Below are 13,098 nucleotides of genomic sequence, written 5' to 3' on the forward strand. Positions count from 1 at the left end.
TCTAGCTTTCTCTTTACCTTTTAAATGTAAATAAACTTATTATTTTTTATATAAATCTTTAACTCCACCTCTATATCTTGTAAAAGATCGTTAATGAGTTCATAAAAATCATTTCCATACTCACTACACTCGTATTGAGCAAAGATTTGAATCACATATCTAGTTTCCGTCTCTAATGCTGACTTTATTCGATTAACCCTTTTTTCTTCTACATACGCTTGATATTTATGTATTGCCTCATAAATAAGCAATACATGCGCTTCTTCATCTCTCCAGTCCAGCGTATCAACAATTGAAAGAAATAGCGTATTTTGATTATCTATTACTTCATAACCATTCATATATTTCTTACACCCTTTTTTGTTTTTCATTGCACGCAGATGTCACTACACTTCGCATACTCAAGTACATCTTTTAATGATTGATGAAATTCAATTTCTGGGATCCAACCTAAATTTTTTATTTCCTCTGTTGCTAAACTCTCATTTGAGTCGCTCCCACTTTTCTCTGTTTCCTCTATAAAAAAATTTAGCTGTGTTAATTCTTTATATTGTTCTAGTACATCTAATAAAGATCGTTTTACTCCTGATCCGATATTATATTGTTTTCCATTTATTCCATCTCGTAATAACACATGATACGCTTTGACCGCATCACGTACATCTAGAAAATCTCTACTATCTTTCAAACTGTTTACTTCGATAATAGCCTTACTTCTACCTGATTCTATATCTATTATTTTCTTTGCGAGAATCGAACAAATACCATTCGATACCCCTGGACCAATTAAGTTTGAGGGCTTTGCAATGATAATATTTGAATCCATTAATCCTCCCCAAGCCTCTGCAATAATGACTTGCATCGTTTTACTTAAACTATATGGATTTGAAATTTTCATTTCGTTCATACTATCTGCTTGCAAAGCAGATCCTATAACTAATGTTCTACAATGCGAGGCTTCTTGCTTAATTGCTTCTAATAAATATAACGTTCCTATTACATTAATCTCTATATACTCAAGAGCAGCTGTCCAAGATTCTATAACCGAATTCCTTCCCGCTAAATGCAATACGTAGTCCGGCTTTATTTGTTTCATTACCTTCATTACTTCGCTCTTATTAGTTAAATTACACGTAATACCATTTCTAATTTTTTCTCTATGTGCACGATTTTGAAACATAGGAATTACATGAAAGCCCTGCTCTAAAAAATAGTGGCAAGCATGGCGGCCTGTGAAACCATTTGCACCAGTTATTAAAAGGCTCGCATTTTTTTTCATCGCAAAAACCCTCCTTTTAATAGCATTTGTTTCACCTCATGTTTTGCAAGTAAATCTTGTTGAGAACTAAAATTCTTCACATCCACTAGCGGATAGCTAGAATAATATTCTTGAAGTCCTTCGATAGGAATCGTCGGTAGTACCACAAAATAATTTTGATCAAAACTTATACTTGTTTTACTCTCTACCTCAGATAGAAGCATTTCACTTAATTTTTCACCCGGTCTTATCCCTACCTCTTTCACCTTAATATTTTCTTTTTTTGAATCTTCAATTAATATTTCCGCTAAATCTGTTATTTTACATGCCGGCATTTTCATAACAAAGATTTCCCCGCCTCTACCTTGAGATACGGCTTTAAATAACAATCCAACAGCATCTTCAACTGTTAAGAAAAATCTAGTCATATTCGCATCGGTAATCCCTACTTCTGAAGATCTTTTAATTTGTTGTTTAAAAAGCGGTACTACACTTCCACTCGTTCCTAAAACATTTCCACCACGAACACAAATGAATTTTGTTTTCTTCGTTTGTATATTCGCATGAACCATTAATTTTTCACCAATTGCTTTTGTCATCCCATACGTATTTGATGGATCAGCTGCTTTATCCGTTGAAACATATATAACTTTTTCAACTTGCATCTGTGTAGAGGCTTCAATTACATTTTGCGTACCATGTATGTTAGTTTTTATAGCTTCATAAGGATAATACTCACATACTGGAACGTGTTTTAAAGCTGCAAGATGGAATACATAATGTACACCTTGGCATGCATAGACTAGTTGATCTTTATCACGAATATCTCCAATAATAAATTTTAGCCTATCATCATTTATAAACTGTTGCTGCATTTCAAACTGAACCGTTTCATTTCTTGAAAAAACTCTAATTTCTTTCGGTGATTTTTCTAATAGTTGTTTTATAAGTTCATGCCCCCACGAACCTGTACCACCAGTAATTAAAATTATTTTATTTAACATTCCTTTTCCTCCTACGAAACATCTCAATTTAAATAATATTTATTGAATTATTTTCAATTGATTCAAATCATAATCGTCGTTTGTTACATTTAATTGACAAAATAAAAAAACAGAAACTATTAAACTTAGTTTCTGTTTTTCATTTCACCTCACAACAGTAAGATTTTCCATACTGTTTGCATGATAAATAAATTCCTTGTAAAAAAACACCGCTCATTTATTTCTTATACTCGTAATAAAATAAATAGAATGATTCATAGCCAATAATCATGTTTAAATTTATGAAAAAGGGAGGTAACGGAATGGACCGAAACAATTCATATCATACATATAACGGACCTTCCAAAGCACTGCCTCTCTCCCTATTCGATGTAAAAAATGAATTGAAACAAAAAAGCAAACTTATTCCTTCTGATACCATGTATAAATTAACGAAAGAAGAGCAACTCATCATCAACAAAATAAAAATACAAACAGAACAGCTAAATAAAAATAATGTTACAAGAACACGCGCATACTACCAATTTTACATTCAATATCCAGAAATACATTGGGCACTGCTTGGACATATGGTATCACGTAACGGCGGTTGGAATATGACTGATTTAAAGGGGGATTTATATACGAGAATTTTATCAGAGAAAGATCAATTCATATTTTTTTCTTTTTTAGAAAAAGGGAATTGGCTTATTTTCCAAGATGTATACCCTCAATTTTTACTTTACGAACAAAGTGTAAAGAGATCACAAAAGTTATTTCACCTTCTCCCTCACCTAAATGTTTCTACATTTATGGAAACGATGTGGCACCATTTTTGGAAAACAGGTAACAAAAAAACTTTAGCGATTGCCACTATTATTAATGAACAAAACTACTTAGAAAAAAGAGTGATTCAAAATGTACAATTTAAAAAGACTGTACTAAATAGTATTGGATTTAAACTCTTTGATTTCTTTCAGTTTAATCATATTCTTTTCCCATTCTACGAAAATGATAAGAAACAAAAAGTATTACTATTTGGTGATACAATGAAACATTTCACTTCCTTACATGAACGGATATTAATTGGAAAAAGATTGTACTCATTATTATTTCGAGATACACATGTTTTATCTCAAATAATAAGCTGGGCTCAACACCATCCACATACAGGATCAAGGAAAGATTACTGGCCCCATTTATTTTCAAGTGTAAATGAATCTTTTTCCCGTGAGTTTTATAAGCGCCGAATAAAGAAATGCCAGTTACGAAATGGCGCTTATCGCATATACAGCCCTGCACTCATCTATGCATGGCGAGATATGAAGCATGAAGAAGTTGACAGTGAAGATTGGTTTACCGATTGGCAAGTTGTAAATTACTTAGTTGATAAGGAGGAAAATATAAATGGACAAATTACAGAAGACTACTGCAAAACACTCGAAAAAATTGAACTCGCCATTCTCGCAAAGAAAAATGTCCTCCTCCGAGAAGAAGAATGAGTTTCTAGCATTAGTAGTTACAATCTTTCTCTCTTCTATTATTGGAACTTGCTTAGATGCCTTTTTTGTTCATAAACAAATATATTCCTTTCCGGCTAGGCCCTTCTCATCCACATTTTCGGTTAATATAGCTTTTACATTGTTCGTACTGCCGATTTTAACAGTTATCTTTATACACATTTCAAAAAAATTATCTAACGTTTCTAGAATTTTATTTATTATTTCAATCGGTATTTGTGCTAGCCTTTTTGAACAGATTGCTGAAAGTTTAGGTTTATTTGTACATAACGCGAATTGGAACCATACATATTCTTTATTTGGTTATATGATTTTTCATTCTTTTATTTGGAACGTATATAATTGGATAAAAAAATAAAGAGACCATTATAGGTCCCTTCTTAAGCATACTCTTCCGTTATTGCTAATGGTGCCAATGTTTGAAGGCTTTTAGAGCGTAAACGATAGGCAACGACTTTCTTCTTATATTGCTTAATGACATCAACATGTTCTTCATAGCTATATAGCGAAAATCTAATCTCTTTATTCCCTTTCTTCGTATCAATGACTATGGGTGTCCCTTCTCCGTGCGGCGGGAAATAATGTTTATCTAAAAACAAAGCCTCATTAAATTCATGAATAACTTGTAGTTTCATTTCTCCCTCTATATTTTTTCCATCTATCGCTATAGAAGTATTTTCCGCCTCAAGCTTTTGATGCAATTCAAATTTACTAATAATTGATTCCACAACAGAAGTGGGCATGCTAGAAACTAATACTTTAATAGCTCCAAAAACAAATAATGTAACTATAAACCATGTTGTCATTGTTATCATCTCCATTACATTTAAAAAATAAATTTCGTTCCATACGGTATTAGTATACTAATGAGTATTCCAGTTACAATCATCGTTACCGAACCGATTGTCGCCTCTTTCTCGCCTTCCTTCACGAGACGGCTCACACCGATAATATGTGATGCACAGCCCATTCCAACTCCTTTTCCAATCGTACTTGTTATACTGAAAAACTTAAGTACTGTTGGTCCGATAATAGCGCCTGTTATTCCTGCAACAACTACAAAACTAGAAGTCATAGATGGAATACCACCAATTTGATCCGCTAATGATAGGGCAATAGGCATCGTTGCTAACTGTGGTAAAGTAGTTAATATAAGTTCCTTATCTATATTTAAAATTCCGCCAATCACTACATTCATACTCGTTACAGCCACTATACCTATCACTACTCCAATAAGTATCGATAAAAAATTTTTCATAAGTATCTTTCGCTCTTTAAATAGAGGTATGGCTAATGCTACAATTGCAGGGCTCAATAAGCTTGAAAGAATGTCTCCTCCATTTTCCCTATACTCATGATGAGAAATACCAAAAATGAAAAATAAACAAATCATAATTGCCGTAACTGTTAACACCGGTAACGTAAATGCAAACGTAAATTTTTTATATAGCTTTGTCGCCAAGAAATAAATTGCTACAGTAATAATAATTAAGACCATTTGAATCGTGCACCTTGTCGATTTTATTTTTTTGTTGTTATTAATAATTGACTTATATACCCTGAAACAATCAAAGTTACTACAGTACTTGCAACTACTAAAAGGAATATAATACTCTCCTTACTGAAAAGAAAAGACCCGTATTCCATGAGCCCTGTTGTCGAAGGGATTAAAAATAACGGTAAAAATACGATTAACTTTTCCGCACCTAACTCAAACCATTTTAACGGTAAAACGCGAGTGGAAAGGAGCAGGAACAGTATTAACATCCCTATTAAACTTCCTGGCATTGATAGATGGAATACTCCTTGAATCCACGTACCCACTAGGCTAAATACATATAGCACGCCTACTTGAAGTAAAAGCGTCACGTACTTCATTTCTTTCCCTCATTTCACTATCACACATCCATATTATGAAATCTCATTTAGCGTGTCGGCAAACCGTTTAATTCCAAGTTGAATTTGTTCTATATTCGCTCTACCAAACGTAAATCGTATATATTCATTTTTCGAACCTAAAACACTGCCCGGAACAAATGCGACACCATTCTGTATAGATTCACCTAATAAGTGATATTCATCAAACTTTCCTTTCACTTTACACCATACATGTATTCCACCCTCTGGCACGAAACATTCAACTCGGTCTCCCAATGTTCCTTCAAGCTCTGCAATTAATACATCTCTTCTTTGCTTCAATTGTCCACGAAGTATCGTAATATGTTTATGGAAATCCTTTGATTCTAAAAATTGATTTGCTACCCACTGCGTAAATACACTATGGCCAAAATCAACTTGTTGCTTTGCATCTGCTAAACGCTCAATTACACGTGTAGGACCAATTATCCATCCAATACGTAATCCTGATGCAACAATTTTTGATAATGAACTTATATAAAGAACATTTCCATTTTGGTCCATTGATTTTAATGTCGGGTTCACTTCTCCATTAAAAGAGATTAAACTATACGGATCATCTTCTACAATTGGTATACCGAACTCAGAAGACAGTTCTAAAATTTTTTTACGTCTCGCTAATGAAAGCACAGTCCCCGTCGGATTCTGATAATCTGGATTCAAAAACACCATACGAATGCGATGCTTTTTGTGCAAATCGATTAAGTCATCTGGATTCATTCCATGCTCATCAACAGGTAAATGAAATATGTTTAAACCGGCCGATTTAAACATTGGAAGCGAAAAACAATACGAAGGATCTTCAATCGCGATCGCATCACCAGGTTTTAATAAACATTGAACGATAAGATTAAGCGCCTGTTGTGCTCCTGACGTAATAAGAATAGAGCTTGAATCTGCTTCAATTTGTTTATATTGCTGAACATGTGCTGCAATTGTTTTTCTCAACATCTCATTTCCAAGTGGATGATCATAACCGAGGTTTTCCATAAATGTTTTCTCCGACAAAATTGTTCGAAATCTATCACTTGGAATTAATTCTGGTGACAGTTCACCGCTTGCTAAATTAATTAAATCATCTTTTTGTGTTTCCGTTCGAATTTGTTGAACGAGTGGTACGTTAGGTAAGAACGATCCATCCTCCACGTACCTACCCCAGTTCGGTATTCGTTTATGTGAGACACCCCATATGTCTGTATTGACCCGTGTTCCGCTTCCCTTTTGCCGTTCTACTACTCCAAGTGATTTTAATTCTTCATACGCAGCTACTATTGTACTCCGGTTCACCTGTAATTCCTTTGCTAACATACGCTCAGAAGGTAACTTACTATCAGAAGGAAATTCACCTGAAGAAATGCCTCTTTCAATATAATCCGCAATTTGTTTATATACAGGTGTCTTATCTGCACGATTTGGTTTCCATTCCATCTAGTTTCCTCCTTTCAAAACGAACTATCCTCATTTTTTACTAACAGTATTCACCGTAAAAATAGTATTAATTAGTCACATTTTCTTATCCGTAAATGGATATATCCAAAATGGTTCTCTTTCTGATTACTCAATAGCTTCTGAAATTCCAACTTCATACTCTCATTTCAGTTCTTTTACAAACTATTAAATCATTACCGCGTACCATGTTACCCCGGCCAGTAGAACAAAAAGAAGAAGAATATAGATTGCAGATAAGTTTTTCACATTTCTTTTTGTAGACTTACCGTAATTCTCCTCCACGTTTCTTGCAACTAGTACAGTCCCAAATAGCGATACAATTACAATAATAACGACTAGTGAAATTGCAAAACTCATTGTCTTTTCACCTCTCTAAGACCCATCTATTTTAATTAAAGAACTTACATAAAAACCTTCCTCTTTAAAACGTCTATAACATACTACCTTTCTTCTCTTATCATAATAGATGTTTGCAAAAAGCGGACCAACCACTTTCATGTTTTTTTGCTCATCCACTTAAAAAATAAAAAGCAACTGATCACTTAGGACCAGTTGCTTTTTTCACACGATAATTTTTCATTTAAAATTAATTCGATTTAAAAGTTTCGCCTTTTCATAATGAAACATCGACTGAGATAACTCAAAAATTGTTCCATTTACAAGATACACTGTATTTTCAATAAGAAGCGCCGGATCACCTTCATTTAATTCTAAAAGCTGTGCATTTTCTTTATTTACTTTTTCACAACTAATAACTTTATCAGCAAAACCAATATTTAATCGTAAATCTTCAATGAAATAACTGTATACAGAGCTTAATGCTATTTCTTCGTTCAAATATGGAATAATATCCTTTTTGAAATAACTTACTTCAATAGAGAATGGTTTAGCATCTACAATTCTTAAGCGCTTCAAAAAATACAACCTAGTTCCAGCTTCGCATTGCATCCGCTTTGCTATCTCTTCGTCCGCATCTATTACTTCCAGCTCTAACACTTTCGTTTCAATATTTTGTGAAACAAGATTTTTCGTTAATCCACGTAAACTTCCTAAATTAATGTAATCTGTTACAGAAGTTTCGCGTAAAAACATGCCACTACCTTGCACTTGAAAAATATAACCTCTATTCACAAGCTGACTAATTACTTTACGTATCGTATTACGGCTTACTTCAAATCGATTCATCAACGCTTCTTCTGTAGGTAGTTTTTTCGTTTCATTAAAAAGCCCATCTCGAATGTTTTGCTCTAACACATCTGCAATTTGTTTATACTTTGCACTCATACACTTTCTCCTAAAATACGCTTTTATCTGTTATAACTCTTCCCCTCTCGTTTCGATCACACGTTTATACCAATGAAACGAAAGTTTCTTCTTACGTTTTAAGTTATCATTATGATCGACAAAAATAAAGCCATATTGCTTTTTATATCCATTTAACCAACTTAAAAGATCAATCACTGACCATGCATAATAACCTTTTAAGTTAATTCCCTCTTCAATTGCACGCTTCATTACTTTTAAATGCGCTTCAATAAATTTAATTCTCGGAACATCTACAATTTCTCCGTCAATGATTGGATCTTCATCACCAAGTCCATTTTCCGTTACATACATCTTTATGTCACCGTAACGCGCTTTCAACATATGCAATCCCTCTAAGAAACCTTCGGGAGATATTTCCCATCCCCATTTTGTATATGTTTTATCATCCATTTTAGCTGTTCGATAAAAACCATCAAAAGAAGGGTTACCTGGAGCAAGCGTTGAGTTTTCTCGAGAATGTTCCTCACTCTTTATATCCATATCGTATCTTTCTACTCGTATTGGTTGATAATAATTCAAGCCAATAAAATCATTTTCTTCTGCATTTTGTTTAATGATTTCTAATTCTTCAACCGTCCAATTAGGAGTCCATCCTTTTTCCTTTAATTGTTGTACAACATAAGACGGATACTCGCCTTTTAAAATTGGATCATAATACCAATACGTTTCATATTCATTCGCATGATTTGCTGCTTGTATATTTTCTTTTTGATCATCCACACTATAAGCTGGTAAGAAAACATGTGTAATCCCAATCTCACCATATTGTTTCAGCTGCTTGTACACCGCAACTGTTTTCGCGTGTGCATAAAATACATAATGAGTCGCTTGAAAATACTTTGGAACATCATTTTGTATTCCTGGTGGATGTGCACCTTTTAAATAACCTAATCCACAAAACATTACGGTCTCATTAAAAGTAATCCAATGCTTAACTCTGTCACCAAATGCCTTAAAACAAGTTTCTGCATATTTTACGAAAGCCTCTGCTGTTCTTTTATTCGTCCATCCACCATCTTTTTCTAACGGTAATGGTAAATCCCAATGATATAAAGTGACAAACGGCACAATCCCGTATTTTAAACATTCATCAATTAAGTTGTTATAAAATTCAATCCCTTTTTCATTTACCTTTCCATCTCCAGTCGGCAATATTCTCGCCCAAGAAATAGAAAAACGATACGATTCTAATCCCATCTCAGCCATTAAGCGAACATCTTCCTTATATCGATGATAATGATCAACAGCTATATCACCATTTGTTCCATTGTATGTTTTGCCAGGAATTTTTGAAAACTCGTCCCAATTCGTAACACCTTTTCCATCTTCATTCCATGCACCTTCTACTTGATAAGAAGCTGAAGCAGCTCCGAATAAAAAATCATGTGGAAACTTCATAGTATATACCTCCATTTCATTACAACAAATCAAATTCAATCATACATATAAAATTTATAGGTACAAATTTTATATGTATGATTATATCTTATGTTTTTATTTTTTTCTATTATAAAAGTACAATTTATATTGTTGGTTATTGGAAAAGAAATAAGAAGCGATATATTTTATCGCTTCTCACTCTCATCATCTTTATTCTTTTATTAATGACTTATTCGCTCTTATAACTTCTTGATACAATAATGGTGACCACTTTTCATTTATGTAGTCTTGAATTACCCAGCCTACTCTCGCAGGATTCTTTTGTTTTATATGGTTTGCAATTTCAGGATTTATATAAGAGGCATAGTAATATGGACTATTCCATGCTGTACCACCAGAAGACAAGCTTGTAAAATTTATATATAGATGATTTAAATCCTCGCTATTGTTCATCGTTTCATTCATTGTATCTTTAATAGATTTTACTTTCTCATCATAACTCACTTTATATTTATCTTGTACTGTTACATTTACATTTTGATTTACAGTTGTGGTAAACGTCTCATTATCTGGCCAATAAAAATTATTATATCCTCCAGATTCATTACTACCACTATATCTTTTTAGTAGTACAATTTTCCCACGAGCATCTCCAAGTTTTATATTTCCTTCTGTTTTTAAAAAGATAGGATCAACAAAATAATTTTTTTCAAACGTACTACTAAATGAATCTTCTGCCCCTTTCATATCCTCATACTCTTTTTTTAAAGACATAATAATCGTTTCACTCGGGTTATCTCTTAAAAATTGTTTCGCTTCGTTTATGAATTCATGCAGTGTTACATAAAGATATAATGGCCCATGATGAAGAACTATCGTATTATCATCTGTTAAACGTCCTCTTATATCAAAAATGCGAGCTCCATGGTCCATTTGATAGCGAAAATCATATTCTTGCGTCATTCCCCATACTTGCTTAATCGGATTTTGCAACTTGAACGTCCCACTATCGTGTGTTCCTGGAATTGAAATTCGTGCTAACGGGATATTATCAGGTATAGGTTGCATCCATTTCGACCAATTTTCAAGCTCATTAACAGAGCTAGCTGCAACTACTTGCTTATCATGTAAAGCAAATACAAATGTGATAAATATTGTACTACATATGAATAATTTCAAAATTAACTTCTTATTGCTCATTATTATCCCTCTCTTTTTCTGTTTTTATATCAAACTTATTGAATATAATATAAGCTAGTTCAGAAAAAATAAATAACATTTCATCAATATGAAATATTGCATAGAAGTAAAGTTAAAAAATCATCCACATATACTAAATTAGAAAAATTTAAAGGAACTTCATCTGAAGTTCCTTTTACTTATTTTATGTTCAATACGTATGAACCATCTTTATTCTCATATTTATAGACGTATAAATAATATTTACCTGGCTTTGCATTATAAGTTCCTTTAACTACATTGCCTTCATTTTCACCATATGCTACATAGTTATTTAAATCTGATTCATGATGAAGTACCCATGTCATTCCGATATTTTGTTCATTTAGTAGAGAAATATTAATATTTTCCGGCGAGTCAATTTGGAAAGTAAATACATCTACTCTATCACTATTATGTAGCGTTCCTTTCACCGGTGTATGAAAGTTAACTTTATTTGCCTGTCTAGGCTCATTATTTGGTTCATTTTCTGTTACTTGTAATTCATTCCCACCGTTTGGTTTTCTTTGTTCATAGCCTAAGTTTACTAGTATAGACTTCAAATCTGGTAAAACACCAATTTTATCTGCATATGGATCTTTAGATTTTGTTCCTGTGCTCTGGTTGCTTAATATTGCTCTTAGTTCACTAGGTCTATATGGTTGTCCTAAATTTTCTTTAGCAATGCTTTGTACTAAAGTCGCTGCCCCAGCAATAATTGGCGAAGCACTAGATGTTCCGCTAAAGCTTGAAGTATAAAGATTTACAGCACTTCTACTTTGTTCAGCTGTAGTTGTATCTACATTTTCTCCCCATCCGTACACATCAATACGGCTTCCATAATTCGAAAACCACATACGTTCATGAGGGAAAGATGAAGAGCCAGCGCCTACCATAATTGCACCCGAATCTTTAAAATCTTTACTATTACGATTTAAGACTTGCTTACCTTTTCTATCTTTGAACTGGTCTAAATCATTCCACCCATTTGCTCCAGCCTCTATAATTACAATCCCTTTATCTGTACCAGCACGAATTGCATCAAAAATATCTGGTTGTACTTCAACAGGTAAATATTTATCACCATATCCATCAAAGGATGCTTGCGCCTCTAATAATAAAACATCCCCAGCTTCTAACTGATTTACAGCGCTTAATATTGCATCAGCCGTATTATACTGTCCGTTATCTCTTATTTGAGAGATAACCTTTGCTTTCGCTTTTGGCGCAATCCCAATATTCCCGACTTCATTGTCCTCAGAGGATACAATTCCTAGTACAGACGTCCCATGACCGACATGCTGATCTATATTTCTTCCAGACATTAATTCAATATTTTGATGTAATAAATCCTCATGATTTAATAGCCATCCGTATTCCATATCAACAAAAGTAATACCATTTCCATTACCGCCTTGAATTCCCCAGGCGAAAGGCGCATTAATACCGTATGGGGCTGCTTCAAGATAACCTTGTTTTTTAAATCTAGGATTGTTATTAGGATTAAGAGCTACACTTGATGATTGCACTTCAGGTGGCATTATTTTCTGTTGTTTCTTCATATACGCATCTTCTATTAAAGAAGATGCCTTTAACTTATCTACTATTTCTTCTTCATACCCACTATTTTGATTTTGAAGAATATAGTAGTTTAATAGACTTGTAGATACATGATTAGGTGCTTTCACTTCAAGGTTTTGTATTTGTTCCGGGCTTACAGATGTGAATAAACGAGTAAATGTTACATCTGGATATTCTGTCAAAAGATCTTTTATTACTTTATCATTCGTTTGAGATTGTATTTGTTTTTCAATACCATCTTCATATGGCAAATCCAAATCCGCTTTAAATTTTACAATGATTTGCTTATCTGTTTCTTGTTCTATCCCTAATTTACTCTGCTGTTCTATAGAATCAGCATATACACTATTGATAGTGCCTCCTGTTCCTAAAAGTGTTGTAATGATTACAGTTGACGCACACATTTTTTGAAATATTTTCATTACATCAATCCTCCTATTAATAATTATTAATCATTATATTAATC

General features: G+C 33.3%; 14 protein-coding genes. 2 read left to right on the forward strand and 12 right to left on the reverse strand.

Features of this window, described 5'->3' with window-relative positions:
- Nucleotides 1–20: 20 nt before the first annotated feature.
- Genes MR107_RS04495 through MR107_RS04505 form a run of 3 tightly spaced genes read right to left on the reverse strand, consistent with a single transcriptional unit; the run spans nucleotide 21 to nucleotide 2,262 of the window.
- Entirely contained in the window at nucleotides 21–371 is a 351-nt protein-coding gene (locus MR107_RS04495; protein ID WP_002164458.1) for a DUF6572 domain-containing protein, read from the reverse strand.
- On the reverse strand, nucleotides 368–1,279 hold the full coding sequence (locus tag MR107_RS04500) for an SDR family oxidoreductase (protein ID WP_000739078.1): 912 nt from the start codon (nucleotides 1,277–1,279) through the stop codon (nucleotides 368–370). The genes MR107_RS04495 and MR107_RS04500 overlap by 4 nt, the downstream gene beginning before the upstream one ends.
- A complete protein-coding gene (locus MR107_RS04505; protein WP_088362774.1) occupies nucleotides 1,276–2,262 on the reverse strand; it encodes a UDP-N-acetylglucosamine 4,6-dehydratase family protein in 987 nt (328 codons plus the stop codon). Before MR107_RS04505 ends, MR107_RS04500 begins: the two co-directional genes overlap by 4 nt.
- A 302-nt stretch (nucleotides 2,263–2,564) precedes the next feature.
- Here MR107_RS04505 and MR107_RS04510 point away from each other — a divergent pair, with 302 nt between their 5' ends.
- On the forward strand, nucleotides 2,565–3,743 hold the full coding sequence (locus MR107_RS04510; RefSeq protein WP_000375773.1) for a DUF2515 domain-containing protein: 1,179 nt from the start codon (nucleotides 2,565–2,567) through the stop codon (nucleotides 3,741–3,743).
- Nucleotides 3,718–4,119, forward strand: coding sequence for a CBO0543 family protein (locus MR107_RS04515; protein WP_033666325.1), 402 nt, complete (start codon nucleotides 3,718–3,720; stop codon nucleotides 4,117–4,119). Before MR107_RS04510 ends, MR107_RS04515 begins: the two co-directional genes overlap by 26 nt.
- 22 nt (nucleotides 4,120–4,141) lie before the next feature.
- Here the strand turns inward: MR107_RS04515 and MR107_RS04520 are convergent, their stop codons facing one another.
- From MR107_RS04520 to MR107_RS04560, 9 genes are all read right to left on the reverse strand, one after another.
- Complete coding sequence (locus MR107_RS04520; RefSeq protein WP_242292087.1) at nucleotides 4,142–4,567, reverse strand: YfmQ family protein; 426 nt, start codon at nucleotides 4,565–4,567, stop codon at nucleotides 4,142–4,144.
- A 20-nt stretch (nucleotides 4,568–4,587) separates the two neighbouring features.
- Nucleotides 4,588–5,259 carry an LrgB family protein gene (locus MR107_RS04525; RefSeq protein WP_000242939.1) on the reverse strand — a complete coding sequence of 224 codons (672 nt, stop codon included), beginning with the start codon at nucleotides 5,257–5,259 and terminating at the stop codon, nucleotides 4,588–4,590.
- A 23-nt stretch (nucleotides 5,260–5,282) separates the two neighbouring features.
- Nucleotides 5,283–5,639, reverse strand: a complete 357-nt coding sequence (locus tag MR107_RS04530; protein WP_000878488.1) for a CidA/LrgA family holin-like protein — start codon at nucleotides 5,637–5,639, stop codon at nucleotides 5,283–5,285.
- 33 nt (nucleotides 5,640–5,672) lie between these two features.
- On the reverse strand, nucleotides 5,673–7,106 hold the full coding sequence (gene pdxR, locus MR107_RS04535; RefSeq protein WP_000454965.1) for a MocR-like pyridoxine biosynthesis transcription factor PdxR: 1,434 nt from the start codon (nucleotides 7,104–7,106) through the stop codon (nucleotides 5,673–5,675).
- Nucleotides 7,107–7,292: 186 nt separating this feature from the next.
- Nucleotides 7,293–7,484, reverse strand: coding sequence for a hypothetical protein (locus MR107_RS04540; protein ID WP_000006458.1), 192 nt, complete (start codon nucleotides 7,482–7,484; stop codon nucleotides 7,293–7,295).
- A gap of 219 nt (nucleotides 7,485–7,703) precedes the next feature.
- Complete coding sequence (locus MR107_RS04545) at nucleotides 7,704–8,411, reverse strand: GntR family transcriptional regulator (protein ID WP_001274912.1); 708 nt, start codon at nucleotides 8,409–8,411, stop codon at nucleotides 7,704–7,706.
- Nucleotides 8,412–8,441: 30 nt separating this feature from the next.
- Nucleotides 8,442–9,851, reverse strand: a complete 1,410-nt coding sequence (locus MR107_RS04550) for a glycoside hydrolase family 1 protein (RefSeq protein ID WP_242292088.1) — start codon at nucleotides 9,849–9,851, stop codon at nucleotides 8,442–8,444.
- Between the two features lie 192 nt (nucleotides 9,852–10,043).
- Complete coding sequence (gene plcA / locus MR107_RS04555) at nucleotides 10,044–11,033, reverse strand: phosphatidylinositol diacylglycerol-lyase (protein ID WP_000066288.1); 990 nt, start codon at nucleotides 11,031–11,033, stop codon at nucleotides 10,044–10,046.
- Nucleotides 11,034–11,212: 179 nt separating this feature from the next.
- On the reverse strand, nucleotides 11,213–13,054 hold the full coding sequence (locus MR107_RS04560) for a S8 family peptidase (RefSeq protein ID WP_242292089.1): 1,842 nt from the start codon (nucleotides 13,052–13,054) through the stop codon (nucleotides 11,213–11,215).
- Between the last annotated feature and the right edge of the window lie 44 nt (nucleotides 13,055–13,098).

Source organism: Bacillus cereus group sp. BfR-BA-01441, from assembly GCF_022663075.1.
GTDB lineage: Bacteria > Bacillota > Bacilli > Bacillales > Bacillaceae_G > Bacillus_A > Bacillus_A cereus.